The sequence below is a fragment of the Rhodococcus sp. K11/5 genome, from assembly GCF_055193735.1.
In genome coordinates, this window is record NZ_CM143721.1 from 92,150 (window position 1) to 112,303 (window position 20,154).

Annotated in this window: 17 protein-coding genes and 1 pseudogene; 11 read left to right on the forward strand and 7 right to left on the reverse strand. The window is 68.4% G+C overall.

What is annotated here, in order from left to right:
* The first annotated feature begins 25 nt into the window (after positions 1-25).
* Together serS and ACY466_RS00440 are read left to right on the forward strand one after the other, a co-directional pair.
* Entirely contained in the window at positions 26-1,285 is a 1,260-nt protein-coding gene (serS, locus tag ACY466_RS00435) for a serine--tRNA ligase (protein WP_463248831.1), read from the forward strand.
* Between the two features lie 77 nt (positions 1,286-1,362).
* Entirely contained in the window at positions 1,363-1,806 is a 444-nt protein-coding gene (locus ACY466_RS00440; protein ID WP_463248833.1) for a WS/DGAT domain-containing protein, read from the forward strand.
* Here ACY466_RS00440 and ACY466_RS00445 read toward each other — a convergent pair.
* Positions 1,722-2,168 (reverse strand): hypothetical protein, encoded by a 447-nt coding sequence (locus ACY466_RS00445; RefSeq protein WP_463248836.1) that lies wholly within the window; start codon positions 2,166-2,168, stop codon positions 1,722-1,724. The genes ACY466_RS00440 and ACY466_RS00445 overlap by 85 nt on opposite strands.
* A 57-nt stretch (positions 2,169-2,225) precedes the next feature.
* Between ACY466_RS00445 and ACY466_RS00450 the strand changes: the two genes are divergently transcribed.
* On the forward strand, positions 2,226-3,398 hold the full coding sequence (locus tag ACY466_RS00450) for an MFS transporter (RefSeq protein WP_463252396.1): 1,173 nt from the start codon (positions 2,226-2,228) through the stop codon (positions 3,396-3,398).
* Here ACY466_RS00450 and ACY466_RS00455 read toward each other — a convergent pair.
* Entirely contained in the window at positions 3,336-3,965 is a 630-nt protein-coding gene (locus ACY466_RS00455; protein WP_463248838.1) for a TetR/AcrR family transcriptional regulator, read from the reverse strand. The two genes, ACY466_RS00450 and ACY466_RS00455, sit on opposite strands and share 63 nt — an antisense overlap.
* Positions 3,966-4,055: 90 nt before the next feature.
* Between ACY466_RS00455 and ACY466_RS00460 the strand changes: the two genes are divergently transcribed.
* Both ACY466_RS00460 and ACY466_RS00465 read left to right on the forward strand, forming a co-directional pair.
* Entirely contained in the window at positions 4,056-5,069 is a 1,014-nt protein-coding gene (locus tag ACY466_RS00460) for an NADP-dependent oxidoreductase (protein WP_463248840.1), read from the forward strand.
* 21 nt (positions 5,070-5,090) lie between these two features.
* On the forward strand, positions 5,091-5,867 hold the full coding sequence (locus tag ACY466_RS00465; protein ID WP_463248843.1) for a lysophospholipid acyltransferase family protein: 777 nt from the start codon (positions 5,091-5,093) through the stop codon (positions 5,865-5,867).
* Positions 5,868-5,936: 69 nt separating this feature from the next.
* Here ACY466_RS00465 and ACY466_RS00470 read toward each other — a convergent pair whose 3' ends face one another.
* The 4 genes and pseudogenes from ACY466_RS00470 to ACY466_RS00485 all read right to left on the reverse strand — a co-directional run bounded on the left by ACY466_RS00470 (position 5,937) and on the right by ACY466_RS00485 (position 10,200).
* Positions 5,937-6,359 carry a VOC family protein gene (locus ACY466_RS00470; RefSeq protein ID WP_463248845.1) on the reverse strand — a complete coding sequence of 141 codons (423 nt, stop codon included), beginning with the start codon at positions 6,357-6,359 and terminating at the stop codon, positions 5,937-5,939.
* Positions 6,360-6,465: 106 nt separating this feature from the next.
* Complete coding sequence (locus ACY466_RS00475) at positions 6,466-6,993, reverse strand: gluconokinase (RefSeq protein ID WP_463248849.1); 528 nt, start codon at positions 6,991-6,993, stop codon at positions 6,466-6,468.
* A gap of 1 nt (position 6,994) precedes the next feature.
* Positions 6,995-8,373 (reverse strand): annotated as a pseudogene (locus tag ACY466_RS00480) (GntP family permease).
* Positions 8,374-8,517: 144 nt separating this feature from the next.
* Positions 8,518-10,200, reverse strand: coding sequence for an ABC-F family ATP-binding cassette domain-containing protein (locus ACY466_RS00485; protein WP_463248852.1), 1,683 nt, complete (start codon positions 10,198-10,200; stop codon positions 8,518-8,520).
* 79 nt (positions 10,201-10,279) lie between these two features.
* Between ACY466_RS00485 and ACY466_RS00490 the strand changes: the two genes are divergently transcribed.
* The gene (locus ACY466_RS00490) at positions 10,280-11,116 is read left to right on the forward strand and encodes an HAD family hydrolase (RefSeq protein ID WP_463248855.1); all 837 of its coding nucleotides are present in this window, start codon (positions 10,280-10,282) and stop codon (positions 11,114-11,116) included.
* A 62-nt stretch (positions 11,117-11,178) separates the two neighbouring features.
* On the opposite strand, the gene ACY466_RS00495 is transcribed toward ACY466_RS00490, so the two are convergent.
* Positions 11,179-13,272: an N-acetylmuramoyl-L-alanine amidase gene (locus tag ACY466_RS00495; protein WP_463248859.1), complete on the reverse strand. Its 2,094-nt coding sequence runs from the start codon at positions 13,270-13,272 to the stop codon at positions 11,179-11,181.
* 375 nt (positions 13,273-13,647) lie between these two features.
* On the opposite strand from ACY466_RS00495, the gene glf reads away from it, so the two are divergent.
* Genes glf through zomB form a run of 5 tightly spaced genes read left to right on the forward strand, consistent with a single transcriptional unit; the run spans position 13,648 to position 20,109 of the window.
* Entirely contained in the window at positions 13,648-14,847 is a 1,200-nt protein-coding gene (gene glf, locus ACY466_RS00500) for a UDP-galactopyranose mutase (protein WP_463248862.1), read from the forward strand.
* Positions 14,844-16,775 carry a glycosyltransferase gene (locus ACY466_RS00505; RefSeq protein ID WP_463248865.1) on the forward strand — a complete coding sequence of 644 codons (1,932 nt, stop codon included), beginning with the start codon at positions 14,844-14,846 and terminating at the stop codon, positions 16,773-16,775. Before glf ends, ACY466_RS00505 begins: the two co-directional genes overlap by 4 nt.
* Positions 16,753-17,346, forward strand: a complete 594-nt coding sequence (locus ACY466_RS00510) for a phosphatase PAP2 family protein (RefSeq protein ID WP_463248867.1) — start codon at positions 16,753-16,755, stop codon at positions 17,344-17,346. Before ACY466_RS00505 ends, ACY466_RS00510 begins: the two co-directional genes overlap by 23 nt.
* The gene (locus ACY466_RS00515) at positions 17,343-18,248 is read left to right on the forward strand and encodes a decaprenyl-phosphate phosphoribosyltransferase (RefSeq protein WP_463248869.1); all 906 of its coding nucleotides are present in this window, start codon (positions 17,343-17,345) and stop codon (positions 18,246-18,248) included. Before ACY466_RS00510 ends, ACY466_RS00515 begins: the two co-directional genes overlap by 4 nt.
* Complete coding sequence (gene zomB, locus ACY466_RS00520) at positions 18,226-20,109, forward strand: flagellar motor control protein ZomB (protein WP_463248873.1); 1,884 nt, start codon at positions 18,226-18,228, stop codon at positions 20,107-20,109. Before ACY466_RS00515 ends, zomB begins: the two co-directional genes overlap by 23 nt.
* Positions 20,110-20,154 lie beyond the last annotated feature (45 nt).

The window sequence follows — 20,154 nt, forward strand, 5'->3', positions numbered from 1 at the left end:
GGTCACCGCAGTAGGGTGACTTCCCGTGATCGACCTCAGATTCGTCCGCGAAGATCCCGACGCCGTCCGCCAGTCGCAGCGCACCAGGGGTGAGGATCCGGCCCTGGTCGACGCGTTGATCGAGGCCGACTCGCGTCGCCGCGCCGCGGTGCTCGCCGCGGACAACCTCCGCGCCGAGCAGAAGGCGTTGGGCAAGAAGGTAGGCAAGGCCGCTCCGGACGAGCGACAGGCTCTCCTCGCGGGTGCCTCCGAGTTGGCCGCCCGCGTCAAGGAGGCGGAGGCGGGCCAGAGTGCCGCCGACGCCGATCTCGACGTCGCCCACCGCGCCATCTCCAACCTGGTTCAGGACGGGGCGCCCGCGGGCGGAGAGCAGGACTTCGTCACCCTCGAGACCGTGGGCGAGATCCCCGACATCGCCGATCCCAAGGATCATCTGGAACTCGGCGAGGCGCTCGGGATCATCGACATGGAACGCGGTGCGAAGGTCTCCGGCGCCCGCTTCTACTTCCTCACCGGTCACGGCGCTCTCCTGCAGCTGGGGTTGCTGCAGATGGCTGCGCAGAAGGCCGTGAAGAACGGCTTCACCATGGTCATCCCGCCGGTGCTCGTGCGGCCGGAGATCATGGCGGGAACCGGTTTCCTCGGTGCGCACGCGGCCGAGATCTACCACCTGGACGACGACGATCTGTACCTCGTCGGAACGTCGGAAGTCCCACTCGCGGGCTACCATTCGGGCGAGATCCTGGAGCTCAACGACGGCCCGAAGCGGTACGCGGGCTGGTCCACGTGCTTCCGCCGCGAGGCCGGCAGCTACGGCAAGGACACCCGAGGGATCATCCGAGTCCACCAGTTCGACAAGGTCGAGATGTTCGTCTACTGCCGACCGGAGGACGCCGACGCCGAGCATCAGCGCCTGCTGGGCTGGGAGAAGGAGATGCTCGCCGCGATCGAGGTCCCGTACCGGGTGATCGACACCGCGGGCGGCGACCTGGGGTCCTCGGCCGCGCGCAAGTTCGACTGCGAAGCGTGGCTGCCCACCCAGAACACGTACCGCGAACTCACCTCCACCTCGAACTGCACCACCTTCCAGGCCCGACGGTTGAACGTGCGGTACCGCGACGAGTCCGGCAAGCCGCAGACCGCCGCGACGCTGAACGGAACTCTGGCGACGACGCGCTGGATCTCCGCCATCCTCGAGAATCACCAGCAGCCCGACGGCAGCGTGCGGATCCCCGAGGCGTTGGTGCCGTTCGTGGGGACGGACGTGTTGGCGCCCCCGGCCTGAATCGGACCTTTCGGACGGTAACCGGGAGAGCGGCCCGGTTTCGGAGCCGATTTCGCTCCATCAAGGCCGGCACCAGTGTGGGAAACCGCCGGATCGGCACCGTTCTGGCCACGGTGCCGGGGTTCGTGTTCCGCGGGGTTCTGCAGGTTCTGAAGCGAGTTCAGAACGCGAACCAGGCCTTCCCGTTGCAGACCAGCGTGTCCAACGTGTTCATGGGGCCCGGCGACTGGAAACTCGGCAACGCCCGCGGCACGTCCGGGTTCGCCGTGGTCACCCTGGAGGCGTTCCTGGGTCTCGCGCACGTCGTCGACACGCTGGCCGACACCGCCACGATCAACGTCACGTGTGATCCGAACCTGTTCCCGGACTCCGATCGGTACCGCGTCCATCTGATCGAGGCATGGGAGGAACTGCGGCGCGCGGCGGGTATCGCCGACTACTCGTCCGTCGTGGGTGGCTCTCTCACGAGCACGTCGTCCGCCGGAAGGGCCAGTGCGATCTCCACCATGCGCTCCGCGTAGGCGGGGTATGCCGGCCGAATCCACACCCGCGTGTCGTCGAGTTGGGTCATCGTCATGCGTCGCCAGCGCCAGTCGGAAGCCGGCCGGTCCAGTTTCTGCTCACTGACGATCGGCAACGGCGCGAGCGCCCAGTACGGCACGGACAGCGACGCGAGCCCACGAGCTTCGAGGATGTCGACGGCCTCGTCCAGGGTGACGTCGGCCGCGACGACGTGACCGACGGGGTTCACCGCGTCGACCAGCTCCCCGTCGTCGAGGGCTCGGTCGGAGACGGTCCAGCCCACGATCTCGCCGTCGGACGCTCGTTTCACGGGTAGTCGGCTGCGCCAGCGATCGATGTCCACCCGTTCGACGGTACTCATTTTTCCTGGCGCCACCGCGTCCGACGTCGTAGCATCCACGGCATGTCTTGACGACGCATTCCGCCCCTCGACGCCCGCGCGGTCGCCTACTCGGCGGCGGGTGAGTTCATGCCGCTCTACGCGGTCTACGTGCTGTTCTTCCGTGAGAGCGGACTGTCCGTCGCGCAGATCTCGTCGTTGTTGGCGATCTGGTCCGTCGTGACCTTCGTGGTGGAGATTCCGTCCGGCGCGGTGGCGGACGCGGTGTCGCGCCGACTGCTGCTGGTGATCGCCGCGGTGCTCACCGGGGCCGCGTTCACCGTCTGGATCGTCGCGCCCACCTACTGGGGGTTCGCGGCCGGATTCGTGCTGTGGGGTCTGAGCACGGCCCTGCAGTCGGGAACGTTCCAGGCCCTGATGTACGACGAGTTGGCTCGCGAGGGTCGAGCGTCGTCGTACGCCCGCGTGATGGGGTTCGCGGAGTCGGCCTCGATGCTGACGACGCTCCTCGCGTACGGCGTCGCCGCCCCGATGCTGGTGATCACCGGCGGGTCGATCGAGCCCCTCGGCTGGTTCAGCGTGGGTACGGCCGTCGTGCAGGCCGTTCTGGCCGCAGGGTTTCCGGACCCGCCCCGAACGGAGGACGCGGAGGAGGAGGAGGCGGCGAGCTATCGGGCGATCCTGACCGCGGGGGTCGCCGAAGCCGCTCGGTCCCGGCCGGTGGTGCGAGCGGTGATCGTCGTCGCGGCTCTGGCCGGGGTCCTCGCGGTCGACGAGTACACCCCGCTGGTCGCCGACGATCTGGGGGCGACCGTGGTGCAGGTGCCGTTGCTGCTGGTTCTTCCCGCCGTCGGACAGATGGTCGGTGCTGCGCTGGCCGGCCGCACCGTGGGAATGTCGACGCGGACGGCGTCGACGGCCCTTCTCGTCGCGGCCGTCGCGATGGGAGTCGTGCCGTTCGTCGGCGTCGTCGCCGCGTTCGCCGCACTGTCGGTGGCCCTGGGCGTGCTGTGGAATCTGGCGGTGGTGGCCGAGGCGACGCTGCAGGACTCGATCACCGGCTCGTCGCGAGCGACCGTGATGTCGGTATCGGGATTCGTGGCCGAGCTCGGTGCGCTGGTTCTGATCGCCTGGTTCGCGTGGGGGCCCACGCCCGTCGTGGCCACCGCGGGGCTGGCGGTGGCGACGCTACTGCTGATCCCGGCGGTGATCGCGCGGGACCGCGCCGTCGGCGACCCGCCCGCGAGCTGACGCGGTGCCACTCGGCCACGACGCGGCCAGCGCCCGCGCGGACTCGATGATCGCCAGGGCCTCGGAGCGGTCCACGCGGGCCTGCAGCAGCGCGCCGACGCTCATGGTGACGAGCACGCGGGCCCGATTCTCCGCGTCGTCGACGCCGCGTGCGACCAGTGAGTCGCGCATGGTGTCGGTCAGCGTGCGGCGGTACTCGTTGACCACGGCGGCGAGGGCGTCGTCGTGCGCCGCGGCCCCGGCGGCCGTGTTCACCAGAAGGCAGCCGCGCCGTGCTGCACGGCCGTTCGCCGGGAGGTCGGCGGCGAGCGCGGCGAAGTACGCGTCGATCCCGTCGTCGCCGGTCAGCACGGCCAGCCGGGGTGCGACGACGGTGTCGAGGTAGTCCTGGACGGCCGCGTCGAACAGGCCTCTCTTGCTGGAGAAGGCGTGGTAGAGGCTCGATCGGCTCAGGCCCGTGGCGCGCTCGAGGTCGGGGAGGGACGCACCGTCGTATCCGCGGTCCCAGAACACGTCCCGTGCCGATGCGACCGCCGCGGAGGTGTCGTACGCCTGACGTCGACCCATCGTCCGCCTCCTCTCGTCGTGAATCGTTCGGTCCAGTATAGTCGTGAACAAGAGTAATGAACCGATCGATCCACAAAGGAGTCGCACACGATGAAGAGCACGCAGATCCAACTGGTCTCCCGGCCCACGGGGTGGCCGACGGCCGAGAACTTCCGTTCGGTGACCGTCGATCTGCCCGAACTCGGCGCGGGCCAGGTTCGCGTCGTGAACGAGTTCCTCTCGGTCGACCCGTACATGCGCGGCCGGATGAACGACGTCGAGTCCTACGTCCCGCCCTTCCAGTTGAACGAGACCATGACCGGCGGAGCCGTCGGCCGCGTCGTCGAGAGCCGCTCCGACGCGCACGCCGTCGGCGACGTCGTCGTGCACCAGTACGGCTGGCGCGACGTGGTGCAGGAGGACGCCGCGGGCTTCCGCGTGGTGCAGGAACTCGACGGCATCGAATCCTCCGCCTACCTCGGCATCCTGGGCATGACGGCCCTGACGGCCTACGTCGGGCTGCAGGACGTCGCACAGATGAAGGAGGGCGACACCGTGTTCGTCTCCGGCGCCGCGGGCGCCGTGGGCAGTGCGGTCGGCCAGATCGCTCGGATCCTCGGCGCGGGCCGCGTCGTCGGCTCGGCGGGATCCGCGGCCAAGGTCGACGTGCTCACCGGCCGTTACGGTTTCGACGCCGCCTTCGACTACAAGCAGGCTCCGGTGCGCGAGCAGCTGCGTACGGCCGCGCCCGACGGCATCGACGTGTACTTCGACAACGTCGGCGGGGATCACCTCGAGGCCGCCCTGTCCTCCTTCAACGACGGCGGGCGGGCCGCGCTGTGCGGCGCGATCTCGCTCTACAACAGCACCGAGCGGACACCGGGCCCGGACAACATGTCCAACATGGTCACGCGCGGACTGACGATGCGCGGCTTCACCGTCGGCAACTTCTCGCACCGTTTCCCGGACTTCGTGCGGGACATGTCCGGCTGGCTGGCCGACGGCCGCGTCACGTTCGACGAGACCGTGGTCGACGGCATCGAGAACACCGTCGACGCCTTCCTGGGCATGCTCCGTGGGGAGAACACCGGCAAGATGGTCGTGCGGATCGCTGATCCCCGGTAGCGCTACCGCTACTGTGCACGTGTGGAACCTGTCTATCGCACCGTCATCGGCATCGCCCGCACCGTCTTCGCGGCCCAGGGCCTGAAGTTCGACGTGACGGGCGCGGAGAACATTCCGGCGCACGGGGGCGCGGTGATCGCGGTCAACCACACCGGCTACCTCGACTTCACCTACGCCGGACTGCCCGCGCGCAAGCACAAGCGCTACATCCGGTTCATGGCGAAGAAGGACGTGTTCGACAACCCGAAGTCGGGTCCGATCATGCGGGCGCTCAAGCACATTCCGGTCGATCGCAGCGCACGCGGCGCGGGAGCCGAGTCGTACCGCGCCGCGGTCGACGCGCTGTCCCGTGGTGAGTTGGTCGGGGTGTACCCCGAGGCGACGATCAGTCGGAGCTTCGAGATCAAGGAGTTCAAGACCGGCGCCGCGCGCATGGCCATCGAGGCCGACGTACCGATCGTCCCCGTGGTGATCTGGGGTGCTCAGCGCGTGTGGACGAAGGGGTTTCCGAAGCGACTGGGGCGCACCAACACTCCGATCGCGATCGCGGTCGGAACCCCCATCGCGCCGACGATGGAACCGGCCGAGCTCACCGCGCACCTGCGGGAGACCATGCGCACCATGCTCGACGGTCTTCAGAAGGGTTACGACCACCCCGCCGGGGAGTACTGGGTGCCGGCCCGACTGGGTGGCAGTGCCCCGACGCTCGAGGAGGCGGACCGTCTGGACGCGGCCGACGTCGAGGCTCGCCTGGCCGCGCGGGCCGAACGCGACGCCCGGAAGAACACCGGGGGCTGAACCCACACGAACGCCCCGCATCCCTCTGCGATGCGGGGCGTTCGGCGTCCGTGACGTGCTGTGTGCGACCTACGTGTTGGGGCCTGCGATCTCGAGGGCGATGTTGTCCGGGTCGCGGAACTCGAGGATGGCCATGCCGGCGTCCCCGAGGTCCTTGACGCCCTCGTGCGCGACGCCGAGGTCGTCGAGGACCTTCGCCGCGTCGTGCAGGTCCTGAAGACTCGCGACGGTGAAGCTGAGGTGATCGAGGCCGGTGCGGTCCTCGTGGAACGCGTCGGAGGACACCGGCCGCAGGCCGAGGAGGCCGCCGCCGAACTTGTAGATGACGCCGCCGAACAGGAAGGACAGAGCCTGCTTCGTCTCCTCGTCCGGGTTCGGCGGGAGTTCGAAGGCGACGTCGAAGCCGAACACCGAATCGTAGAAGGCGCGTGACTTCTCGATGTCGGTGACCGTCAGGCGGACGTGGTTGTAATCGACTGCTGCGATGGGCACGTGTATCACTCCGTTCGTGCACAGTGATCGGACTCCGCGGTCCGGAGCCCGAGTAGATGCACTCGCGAAGCATTCGGCGCCGTGCATACGACGGATGAGCCGACGGTCAGTCCGTTGCGCCGATGGCCTTGAGGGCAGAACGAAGCACGATGTCGACTCCCGGGACGTCCTCGACCCCGGCACCGAGTTCGTCCGGGCCCAGATCCTCGAGTGTGTCGAACTGCGACTGCAGCAACGAGGGCGGCATGAAGTGCTGTCGACGTTCCATGCGCTCACGCAAGGTGTCGAAATCGGACTGCAGGTGGACGAAGAACAAACCGTCGTACCCGGTGCGGAGCCAGTCGCGGTACACGTGCCGCAACGCCGAACACGCGGTCACCGAGCGCTGCCCGGCGGCGTCGAGCCGGCGGATCTCGTCGGCGAGCGCCTCGAGCCACGGTTTGCGGTCCTCGTCGGTGAGGGGGGTACCGGCCGACATCTTCTGCACGTTCGCGGCCGGGTGATAGCTGTCGCCCTCGACGAACGTGTAGTAGTCCATCCGGTCGGCGAGGGCCCGGCCGATGGTCGACTTGCCGGTGCCGGACACCCCCATCACGACGATGTGACGGGGCGGCTCTTCCAGTCGATAACCCACGTCAGAACACTACCCACAGGACGGACGCCAGAGCGAAGACGGCCAGGCCCAGGGTGGTCTCCATGACCGTCCACGTCTTGAGCGTGGTCTTGACGTCCATTCCGAAGAACCGGCTGACCAACCAGAAGCCGGAGTCGTTGACGTGCGAGAGAACGGTCGCGCCGGCCGCGATGGCGAACACCAGCAACGCGATGTCGAAGTTGCCGAGCCCCAGCTCGACCACCTGCGCCGACACGAGGCCGGCGGTGGTGGTGAGAGCGACGGTGGCCGACCCCTGAGCGACGCGCAACGCGGTGGCGATCAGGAAGGCCTGCACGATGAGCGAGAAGCCCAGCCCGGAGAGCGATTCGGTGAGCGACTGGCCGATGCCGCTGGCCCGCAGCACGCCGCCGAACATGCCACCGGCGCCGGTGATGAGGATGATCGCGCAGATCGGTCCCAGCGCATCGTCCATGTGCTTGCTGGCACCGGCGATGGTGAAGCGGCCGGGGGACAGCAACACGATGGCCAACAGCAGGGTCAGCAGCAGCGCCACCGGGGTCTGCCCGATCAGGATCATCGTGTCGGCCCAGGCCGCGTCCTCGTCGACGGTTCCCGCGGTCTGCAGCGTGGAAACCACGGTGTTCAGGGAGATCAGCACCAGCGGGAACAGCAGCAGGGTGAGCACGGTGGCGAACTTCGGCGGCGCCACCGGTTCCGCGTTCGGATCCTTGTCGGAGGTGAAGAGATCGGCGGCGCTGGCCATGACCCGCCGCCCGAGTGCGGTACCCACGAGGTACGCGCCGATGAACCAGCCCAGCACGGCGATGGGCAGACCGACCACCAGAGTCAGTCCGATGTCACCGCCCATCAGATCCGTCGCGGCGACGGGGCCGGGGTGCGGGGGAACGATGGCGTGCATGGCCGCGAACGCGCCGGCGGTGGGCAGACCGTAGAGCAGGATCGAACCGCCGAAGCGTCGGGCGACGCTGAAGATGATCGGCAGGAACACCACGAGGCCGGCGTCGAAGAAGATGGGAAACCGAAGATCAGAGCCGCGACACCGAGAGCGAGCGGCGCTCGCTTCTCTCCGAAGCGGTTGATGAGGGTGTCCGCGAGTACTTGTGCACCACCGGTGGTTTCGAGCAGTCGGCCGAGCATGACGCCGAACGCGACGAGCAGTGCGACGGATCCGAGGGTGCTCGAGAAGCCGGAGAGCAGCGTGTCCGGAACGTCGGCGAGGGGGATACCGGCGGCGACCGCGGTGATCAGCGAGACCAGCACGAGCGACGGGAAGGCGTGCAGCTTCACCTTCATGATGAGGAGGAGCAGAACCGCGACCGCGACGGCGGCGACGGTGAGCAGATAGGTGGTGCCGTACGCGGGCTCCAACATCTCCATACGGGTGCCTTTCGTTGTGCTGTCCCCCAACAGGACCCCTGTGTCGTGCACCCTATGTCCTGTGTGGGCGGATCGGAGCGCGCTTGCGGCGACAACACTCGAGCAATCTCCGCCGCCCGGTCGGTTCGGTGCCGACGTAGCGCGTCACCGCACTCGGTCGACCCGTTTCTCGTCCCACACCGGCTCCGACGCTTCCTGGACGCGGCCGTCCGATCCGAACACCAGGAAGCGATCGAAACTCCGGGCGAACCACCGGTCGTGGGTCACCGCGATCACGGTGCCCTCGAACTGGGCGATGGCATCCTGAAGCGAGTCGGCCGAGTCGAGATCGAGGTTGTCGGTGGGCTCGTCGAGCAGGAGCATGGTGGCGCCGGACAGTTCGAGCAGCAGGATCTGCAGGCGCGCCTGCTGTCCGCCGGACAGATCGTCGTAGCGCTGTTCCGCGCGGGTGGACAGGCCGTAGCGGTCGAGCGCGCGCGATGCACCCTCGCGGCCCATGCCGCTGCGGTGCTCGTCGCCGACGTGCAGGATGTCGAGGAGGGTTCGTCCCGCGAGGTCCGGGCGGGTGTGGGTCTGGGCGAACAGGCCGGGGCGTACGCGCGCACCGAGAACGGCCGTGCCGGTGTGCGGCACGGGTTCGAGCGCGAGTTCGAGAACCGGGCGGTGCTCCTCCTCCGGATCACTGCCCCCGCCGGCGACGAGACGCAGGAAGTGGGACTTGCCGGACCCGTTGGCACCGAGAACGGCCACCCGATCACCGAACCAGATCTCCGTGTCGAACGGCGCCATCAACCCGATCAGTTCGAGCGACGTGCACACCAGCGCGCGTTTGGCCGTGCGGCCACCGTGCAGCCGGACACCGACCTGCTGCCGCAGCGGCACCGCCTCGGGTGGACCGGCCTCCTCGAACTTCGCCAACCGGGTCTGGGCGGCGTGGTACCTCGCGGCCACCCCGTCGTTGAACTTCGCCTTCTCGCGCAGCCGTAACACCAACGCCTGCAACTTCTCTCGCTCCTCGTCCCAGCGTCGTCGGAGTTCGTCGAGCCGAGCGTTCCGGTCCTCGCGGGCCCGGGCGTACGTGCCGAATCCACCGCCGTGCACCCACGCCGATGCCCCGTTGGCTCCCGGTTCCAGCGTCACGATGCGGTCCGCGGCGTTGGCCAGCAGCTCCCGGTCGTGGCTGATGAACAGCACGGTCTTGGGCGACGCCGCGATGGTGGCCTCGAGCCACCGCTTGCCCGGGACGTCCAGGTAGTTGTCGGGCTCGTCGAGCAGCAGCAGATCGGCACTGCCGGCGAAGAGAGCCTCGAGCACCAGTCGCTTCTGCTCGCCGCCGCTGAGCGACGACGCGGCCCGCCACTTGGCGCGATCGAAGTCCACGCCCATGGCCGCCGTCGTCACCGTGTCCCAGAACGGCTCGAGATCGTAACCACCGGCGTCGCCCCAATCCGACAGCGCCGCAGCGTAATCGAGCTGAGACTTCTCGTCGTCGCGTTCGATCATCGCGTTCTCGGCCTCGTCGAGGGCGCGTGCCGCGGCGCGGATCTCCGGTGCGCAGACGGAGAGCAGCAGATCTCGGACCGTCGATCCGTCCCGCACGGACCCGACGAACTGTCGCATGACCGCGAGCGTCCCGGACCGGGCGACGTTGCCCTCCTCGGGCGAGAGGTCCCCCGCGGCGATGCCCATCACGGTCGTCTTTCCGGTCCCGTTGGGGCCGATCAGCGCGGCCTTCGCGCCGTCGCCGATGCGGAAGCCGACTCCGTCGAGCAGTTGTCGACCGTCGGGAAGGACGTAGTCGACGTCGGTCAGCTGAAGGTGGGCCACGCGGAACGACCCTAGTCGGCGGTCACGCCCGTCGGGACCGGTGCCGACGCTCCGACCTGCCGTCGGGCAGACTCGAATCATGCAACAGGACCCGCCGATCCAGCCGACCCCGCGCCTCGTCGCGTCCGACGTCGACGGCACGTTGATCGATCCGCACGAGACCGTGACACCTCGGACCAAGGCCGCGGTCCACGCCGTCGTGGCCGCGGGGGCCACCTTCGTTCTGTCCACCGGCCGGCCGCCGCGGTGGATCTCACCGATCGTCGAGCAGCTCGGATTCGCTCCGATGGCGGTGTGCGCCAACGGTGCCGTCATCTACGACAGCGAGTCGGACCGCATCGTCTCCGCCAGCACCCTCAGTGTCGACGTCCTCGCCGAACTCGCCGCGGTCGCCCTGCGTGTTCTCGACGGTGCGGGTCTCGCGGTCGAGCGGGTGGGGGAGAGCGCGCACGACGCGGCGACCCCACAGTTCGTCAGTTCCCCCGGATACGAGCACGCGTGGCTCAACCCGGACAACACCGAGACCTCCGAGGACGAGGTGCTCTCGGCACCGGCGGTCAAGCTGTTGATCCGGTGCTCGCGGATGACGAGCGGCGCCATCGCGGCCGCATTGGCTCCGCACGTGAACGGACTCGCCGACGTCACCTACTCCACCGACAACGGACTGGTCGAACTCTCCTCACCCGGGGTGAGCAAGGCGTCGGGACTGATGACGGTGGGGGAAAGGCTGGGCATCTCCGCGTCGGAGATGATCGCCTTCGGTGACATGCCCAACGACATTCCGATGCTCGCAGCCGTCGGGCACGGCGTGGCGATGGCCAACGCCCATCCCGACGCGAAGGGCGTCGCCGACGAGATCACCACGAGCAACGCGGACGACGGCGTCGCCCGCGTGCTCGAAAGATGGTGGAGCTGATACACACTCGCGGGGAGGGTCCGTGATCGGACCCTCCCCGCGGTGGTGCTGTGGATCGACCCCTACGGAGCCGGAACCAGTTGCTCGTTCACCGGTGCGCCGGCGTTCATCTCCGACTGGTAGGTGTCGACGAAGGTCTGGATCACTGTGGTGACGATGCCGGTCACCTCGTCGAAGACCAGCGAACCGTTCTGGAAGTCGGACTGCCACCCGCCAGGGATCCGGTACTCGTCACTGGTGGGGAGGCCGAGCGAACTCGACTCCGAGCCCATCGCGACGAACTGCTTGAAGATCTCGCCGAGCACGGTGACCACCTGGCCTCCGGGCGTGGTGTAGATCGATCCGTTGACGAAGTCGGCTCGATTCATGCCCTCGGCCACCGGAAGGATCCCGGTCAGGGCCGCGCCGAGGCGTCCGCTCTCTCCACCCTCGGCCAGGTACTTCTGCACGATCGGGTCCTGAACGCCCATCTGCAACAGCTCCGAGACCAGGCCGGTCAGGGTCTGCGGCCGCGGTGCGGCGGCGTCGACCGTCGGGGGTGCGGGAACGGCGGGCGTGCCGACGAAGGGATCCGTGGCGTCGGGCGCGGCGGGGGCCGGGGCCGGGGTTCCGCCGAGGTTCGCCGCGGCGATCGTGCGGATCTCGGACAGCTTGGCGTAGGCCGCGTCACCCGGGCACTCGGTGTTGCCGACGTCGCGGTGCGCGAAGATCACCGGCAGCGTCACCGCGTTGCCGCGAGGAACGAAGGTGTACTGCGTGCCCTCCGAGTACATGACGGTGGATCCGAGGGGATCGAGTCCCGCCTTGCCCAGACGCCAGCCGAGGTACTTGCCGACGGCGTCCACGGACTCCTGTGACGGCTGGGTCGAGCTGTAGTCACCCATCAGCGCGATGCCCATCGTGTTCTGGTTGAAGCCACCCGTGTGAGCACCGTCGACGTTGCGGTCGAGTCCACCCGAACGGCCCTCGAAGATCTGGCCGTACTTGTCGACGAGCACGTTGTAGCCGACGTCGCACCAACCCAGTGTGCGGGCGTGGTAGGCGTAGATCGCGCGGACGATGCCGGCCGACTCCTGCCGGGTGTAGTTGTTGCTGCCCGCGGTGTGGTGCAGCGTGGCCGCGCCGAGCGAGTTGCTGTAGCGGGGGCTTCCGCAGCGCTGCGACTCGTCCGCACCCCACTGGGCGCGGCTGATGACGGCGGGACCGCTTCCGGCCACGGTCGTCGCGATGTCACCGAGGCGCGCGTCGGCCTCGGAGACTCCGGGGGTGATGAGGACGGCGGTGGTGTCGGCCATCGTGGCACCCATGGGCTGGGCGCGCAGCGGGCGCTGCGACGACGCGGGGACGTAGCCGAGTTCGGCGGCCGGTGCCTGTGCCTCGGGGGCCTCGGCCGGGGCGGGTGCCGGTGCCGCGGGGGTTTCGGGGGCGGGGGCCGGAACCTCGGGGAAGGCGGGATCCGCCGGGTTGGACGCCGGTCCGACGGGGACGGTCGGGGTCAGCAGGAACTGCACACGCTGGGTCTGACCGACGTAGATCGGTTCGGTACCCACCGCGGGGGTGGGGATGTCACCGTCGGCGCGGCCCGTGTCGAGCGGCTGGGCCTCGTTCCACGGTCCCCAGGAACCGTCCTCGAGCTGCGCGCGGATCTGAGCCGCGGCGGTCCCGAAGTCGTCGGCCTTGAGCGCGACCATGGAGAAGGGGGTCTCCTGGGAGACCTCCTTCACGACGGCGCCGGCCACCATGCTCGGGTCGACCGGGTCGCCGGGGGCGACGATGCTCTCGGGGTCGACGACCTCGCCGGGCGCGGCGACGTCCTCGGGCGCGAGCGGGACGACGGCGCGGGCGTCGGGAGTGGACGGCGTGGTCAGACCCGGAATGGCGGGAAGAACGATGCCCGGCGGCAGCTGGATGTCGCGGAGCGAGCCGATGTCGAGGTCCGGCAGGTCGAGGCCGGTGAGCTCCTTGAGCGGAATGACGATGTCGGGCGCATTGGAGAGCGCGAGCTGCGCGATCTCGGTGGGAACGACATTCGTGGCATCGGTTGTCGCGCGCACGTCGGTCATGCCGTCGTGGACGGCGTAGACGGCGAGCGGACTCGTGACGGCGAGCGCGGCGACGACGCCCAGGATCAACGATGGCTTCGGTCGACGGTGCAAAGTTGTTCTCCCCTGATCGGTGTGAGGCGCGGTCAGGTGCTCATGAGGCAGGTGTGACTCATGTGATCATTGATGCGCAACATGAGCCACAGTAACCACACAAGCCCTTAAGGCTCAACCTCTACTAGAGGGTTCGGCCATGCGTTCGATTTTCGAGTCAGGGGCACCCTGATGTCGCGAGACGGACCGAACGGCACCCTCACTCCGGTCGGGCGGCTGCTGACCGTGAGTCAGGGGCACCCTGATGTCGCGAGACGGACCGAACGGCACCCTCACTCCGGCCGGGCGGCCGTCGACCGCCACCCGGCGCGCCCCGGACGTCCCCGCACCGCGCATTGCGGGACAACTACACCGCGTCGGATACCCTGGTCACCCGTGACTGATTCTTCGCGAGGCCGTTTCGATCTGATCGTCGTGGGGTCCGGTTTCTACGGCCTCACCGTCGCCGAGCGCAGCGCCGCGGAACTGGGCAAACGAGTCCTCGTTCTGGACCGGCGCTCGCACATCGGCGGCAACGCCTACTCCGAGCCGGAGCCGCAGACGGGCATCGAGGTCCACAAGTACGGTGCGCACCTCTTCCACACGTCCAACGAGAAGGTGTGGGAGTACGTCAACCGGTTCACCGACTTCACCGGCTACCAGCACCGCGTGTACGCGCTGCACAAGGGGCAGGCGTACCAGTTCCCGATGGGACTCGGTCTGGTGTCGCAGTTCTTCGGCCGTTACTTCACCCCGGACGAGGCGCGCAAGCTCATCGAGGAGCAGTCCAGCGAGATCTCCGTCGACGACGCGTCGAACCTCGAGGAGAAGGGCATCGCCCTGATCGGCCGCCCGCTGTACGAGGCGTTCGTCCGCGACTACACCGCCAAGCAGTGGCAGACCGACCCCAAGGATCTGCCCGCGAGCAACATCGCGCGACTACCCGTCCGGTACACGTTCGACAACCGCTACTTCAACGATGCGCACGAGGGTCTCCCCGTCGACGGGTACACCGCGTGGCTCGAGAACATGGCGAAGAACGAACTCATCGAGGTGCGCCTGGACACCGATTGGTTCGACGTTCGTGACGAGTTGCGCGCGGAGAGTCCCGACGCGCCCGTCGTCTACACGGGCCCGCTGGACCGCTACTTCGACTACAGCGAGGGCGAGCTGGGTTGGCGAACCCTCGACTTCGAGACCGAGGTCCTCGACACCGGCGACTACCAGGGCACCCCCGTCATGAACTACAACGACGCGGACGTTCCCTTCACCCGGATCCACGAGTTCCGCCACTTCCACCCCGAGCGCGAGTACCCGGCGGACAAGACCGTCATCATGCGCGAGTACTCCCGGTTCGCCGAGTCCGGCGACGAGCCGTACTACCCCATCAACACCCCCGACGATCGCAGCAAGCTGACGGCGTACCGCGAGCGCGCGAAGCGGGAGAGCGCCGAGAACAACGTGCTCTTCGGCGGCCGTCTGGGCACGTATCAGTACCTCGACATGCACATGGCCATCGCGAGCGCGCTCACCGCGTACGAGAACACACTCCGCCCGCACTTCGAGACGGGTGCCCCGCTGGGTGATTCGGCGTGAGCGCCCGCCACCTGCTCGACTCCGAACGCGACGACGGCCACGAGGCCGACGGGCTCGACACCGGCACTACGTTGCTCGGCAAGGCCCTCCTCGCTCGCATCCTCCTACCTCGGGCCGGTGAGCCCCTGGACGTGCGCACCCTCTACACGGACGAGTCGAGCACCAATCCGCGTCGCGCTCATTCGACGTCACGAACGTCGGTGACGATCGGTGCCGAGTCCGAGGTGTCGTTCGGCAGTTACTTCAACGCGTTCCCGGCGAGTTACTGGCGCCGTTACAGCATTCTCGACGCCGTCGTTCTCCGCGTCGAGGTCACCGGTTCGTGCCGCGTCGACGTCTACCGGTCCAAGGCCGACGGCTCGCGAATGCACGTGCAGGGCAAGGACAACGAGCCCGACGCGCCGCTGGAGTTCACGATCGATCTGGGTCCGTTCGAGGACGGCGGATGGATCTGGTTCGACGTCACCACCGACACCGAGACCGAGCTGACCGCCGCGGGCTGGTACGCCCCGATCGACGCGCCGGGAAGTGCATCCGTGGCGGTGGGCATCCCCACGTTCAACCGCCCGACGGACTGCGTGAAGGCCCTCACGGCCATCGCGTCGGACCCGTTGGTGGCGGGTGTCGTCGACGCCGTCATCGTGCCGGACCAGGGAACCCGCAAGGTTCGAGACGAGCCCGGATTCACCGAGGTCGCCGCCGAATTCGGCGATCGACTGGCGGTGCACGATCAGGCCAACCTCGGCGGATCCGGCGGATACAGCCGCATCATGTACGAGGCGCTGACCACCACCTCGTGCGAGCACATCCTGTTCATGGACGACGACATCGAGATCGAACCGGACTCGATTCTGCGCGCACTGGCGATGTCGCGGTTCGCGAAGACTCCGACGCTGGTCGGCGGTCAGATGTTGAACCTGCAGGCGCGCAGCCATCTTCACGTGATGGGCGAGAAGATCGACCCCGGGACGTTCATGTGGGGCGCAGCGAAGAACGTGGAGTACGACCACGATTTCTCGGAGAAGTCGCTGCGTGAATCGAAGCTGCTGCACCGCCGCATCGACGTGGACTACAACGGTTGGTGGATGTGCATGATCCCGCGCGTGGTCGCGGAGACCATCGGCCAACCGCTGCCGTTGTTCATCAAGTGGGACGACGCCGAGTACGGCCTTCGCGCCCGCGCCGCCGGCTTCCCCACGGTGACCCTCCCGGGCGCGGCGATCTGGCACATGGCCTGGAGCGACAAGGACGACGCGATCGACTGGCAGGCGTACTTCCACCTGCGCAATCGGTTGGTGGTCGCCGCGTTGCACAGCCCCGGATCCCTGCGTGGACTCCTCGCGAGCACGGTGAAGGCCACGGCCAAGCACCTGTTGTGCCTCGAATACTCGACGGTCGCGATCCAGAACATGGCCATTCGGGACTTCCTCGCCGGACCGGAGGGCCTGTTCGACCTCCTGCCCTCCGCGCTGCCCACCGTGCACCGGGCCCGCAAGGACTATCCCGACGCGGTGGTGCTCCCGTCCTCGACGGTGCTCCCCGTCGCCAGCGGGGCGGACGTTCCGGCCGTCGACCTGCCCCTCGGCAAGCTCGCTCAGGTGCGCCGCCTGGCGAAGGGTCTGGCGCACAACCTGTCCGAGCCCGGCACCGATCATCACGACCGTCCGCAGTTGAACGTGCCCACCATCGACGCGCGGTGGTTCCTCCTCTCGCAGGTCGACGGGGTCACCGTCACCACGGCCGACGGTCGCGGGGTGGTCTACCGCAAGCGGGACCGCACGATCGCCGCGCAGCTGGGCAAGGACGCGATCGTCCTACGACGCGAACTGGCCCAGCGCTTCGGGGAACTGTCGCAGCGCTACCGGGACGCGGTTCCGGAACTGACGAGCAAGGAGCGGTGGGAACGTGTCTTCCAGTATCCGAACTGACGGCGGCACCCGAACCGACGGCGAGAAGAGGCCGGCGGAGGTCCGCGCCCTGGTCGCGATCCAGGACAGCGTCGGCTCCCTGCCCGGAGCGGTGCCCGCGGCCCGCGGACTCTCGCATTTCGGTGAGCACGCTCTGGGATGGATCGCCATCGGCGGATTCGGCATGGTCGTGGACGCACCACGACGCGAGCAGTGGGCCACCGTGGCGGTGGGCGCGGTCGGTGCGCACGCCGCATCCATCGTCGTCAAGCGGATCGCCCGTCGCCGACGCCCGACGCACCCCGCGGTCCGCATCGGGGTGAGCACGCCGAGCAGGTTCAGCTTCCCGTCCTCGCACGCCACCTCGACCACGGCGGCGGCGGTTCTCATCGGCCGCGCGACGTCGCTACCGGTGGCCGCCGCGATCGCGGCTCCGATGATGCTCTCGCGGCTGGTCCTCGGCGTCCACTACCCGTCCGACGTGGTGCTCGGCGCCGCACTGGGTGCGGTGTCCGCGTCGATCGCGGTCCGCACCGAACACACCGTCGCGGTCCGACTCGGACTGACGGCCACGACAGCAGGAGCAGCATGAGCGAGGAAGCCCCGCCCTTGGGCGCACCCCCGAAGAACCTCCCGGACGGCATCGTCAAGGCGGTGCGTCCCCGCCAGTGGGTCAAGAACGTCCTCGTTCTCGCGGCTCCGCTGGCGGCCGGTTCCGTGGCCGAGTCCGGCGTCCTCCTTCCGGTCGCGCTCGCGTTCCTGGTGTTCTGCATGGCCGCGTCGGGCATCTATCTCGTGAACGACGCGATGGACATCGAGGCCGATCGCGCGCACCCCACGAAGCGGTTCCGACCGATCGCCGCCGGTGTGCTGCCCGTCGGGCTCGCCTACGGGATGGCCGTCGTGCTGCTCGGTGGGTCGATCGCGCTGTCGTTCCTGGCCAACTGGAACCTCGCCGTCGTGATGGCGGTCTACATCGGGGTGCAGCTCGCCTACTGCTTCGGCCTCAAGCATCAGGCCGTGCTGGACATCTGCATCGTCTCGTCGGGCTTCCTGCTTCGCGCGATCGCCGGTGGCGTCGCGGCCGACATTCCGCTCTCGCAGTGGTTCCTGTTGATCATGGCGTTCGGTTCGCTGTTCATGGCCGCGGGTAAGCGCTACGCGGAGCTGATGCTGGCCGAGAAGACGGGCGCGAAGATCCGGCGCTCGCTGGAGAACTACACCACCGGTTACCTGCGATTCGTATGGACGCTGAGCGCCACCGCCGTCGTGATCTGTTACGGCCTGTGGGCGTTCGAACAGGGTGCGGAGACCGACAGCAGTTGGTTCGCCATCTCGATGGTTCCGTTCACGGTCGCTATCCTGCGTTACGCCGTCGATGTCGACGGTGGAGTCGCCGGGGAACCGGAGGAGATCGCGCTGGCCGATCGGGTGCTCCAGATGCTCGCCATCGTGTGGATCGGAGTGGTCGGTGTCGCTGTCTACCTCACCTGAGGATCGGACAGAACCCCACGGCGTCGAACCGGCGCCCGCATCGACGACGCTTCTGCGATACGCCCGGCCGGTCACGATCGTCGGGTTCGTGGTGGTGGCGCTGCTGACGTTCCTCGGCGCCTGGAACCGTCGGTGGATCGCCGACGACGGTCTGATCGTGCTGCGGACCGTGCGCAACCTCCTGGCCGGCAACGGCCCGGTCTTCAACGCGGGTGAACGCGTCGAGACCAACACCAGTGCCGCGTGGACCTACGTCGTCTACGCGTTCGGGTGGCTCACCGGACTGCGCCTGGAATACGTCGTGCTCACGATCGCGCTGGTTCTCACCACCGCGGCCGTCGTGATCGCGATGCTCGGAACCGCCCGCCTGTACGCGGGACGTGCGGTCCTTCTTCTTCCGGCGGGCGCGCTGATCTACATCGCGGTGCCTCCGGCCCGCGATTTCGCGACGTCGGGGCTCGAGACGTGCCTGGTCGTGTTCTGGATCGCCGTGTTGTGGTGGCTGATGATCCGCTGGACGCGCGCGCGGCCCTCGACCGGACTGGTGCTCGCCATCGCGTTCTGGGGCGGTCTGTCGCCGATGGTGCGGCCGGAGTTGGTCATCGTCGGCGCGCTCGCGCTGCTGATGCTGTTCGTGGCCACTCCCGGGTGGGGTGCCCGAGCCGCCGTCGTGGCCGTGGCCGGTGCGGTGCCGGTGGGCTATCAGATCTGGCGGATGGGCTACTACGGGCTCCCGTACCCCAACACGGCGGTGTCCAAGGACGCCGGCGGCGCCAAGTGGTCCCAGGGTCTGGCCTATCTCGGCAATCTCGTCGGCCCCTATGCGTTGTGGGTTCCGCTGGTGCTCGTGGCGACGGGTGCGGTTCTCTTCGTGGTCGGCGCGCGCGGACGGTCCCGACGCGTCCCTCGGCCGACGCCGGCCCGCACGGTGGCCGAGCGGGTGGCGCGTGTGCGCACTCCCCGCGCGGTGGTGGTGTTCGCGCTGGTCAGTGGGGTGATCTCGCTGGTCTATGCGATCCGCGTGGGTGGCGACTTCATGCACGGGCGCACCCTGCTGCCCGCGCTGTTCATGCTTCTCCTGCCCGTGTCGGTGCTGCCGGTCCCGCTGCGCCGCGGAACCCCGGCCCTGGTGTCCGCCGTCGCCCTGTGGCTGGGCGTCGTCGTCTGGGCGTTGTTCGCGGCCAACACCACCGGGATGCCGACGGGCGACACCGTCGGCCGCAGCGGCATCGTCGACGAGCGGGCGTTCTACTCCCAGAACACCGGGCATCGGCACCCGATCCTCGCGTCCGACTACCTCGATTACCCGCGTATGCGCGCAATGGTGGAGACCATTCGCGCGACACCCGACGGCGGATTGCTCCTACCGTCTCCGCAGTTCACCTACTGGGAGGTGGTCCCGCCGCCCGGACCCATTCCCCCGGACGGTGCCGAGCACATCATCTTCTTCCTCAATCTGGGTATGACCAGCATGAACGTCGGGCTGGAGGTCCGGGTGCTCGATCAGATGGGCCTGGCCTACCCGTTGGCCGCGCACACCGAACGGCTCGAGAACGGCCGCATCGGTCACGACAAGGCGCTGTATCCGGATTGGGTGGTGGCCGACACCGGAATGGTCGACGTTCCGCCGTTCCTCCCGCCGTTCCTCGACGAGGACTGGGTGGCGGAAGCCGAGGTGGGACTGACGTGCCCCGAGACGCAGGCGCTCCTCACGTCCTACCGATCGGAGCTGACGTGGCCGCGCTTCAAGCAGAACCTCAAGGGTGCTCTGGATCGTGCCGGCTACCGGATCGACCGGGTTCCGGCCTACGAAATACAACGGTGTAACTTGGAGCCGCCGCCCGAACGGCCGGTGTCGTGAACGCCCGCCCGAGTGAGATCCGTGTCACATTCCGGTCTCCGCTTC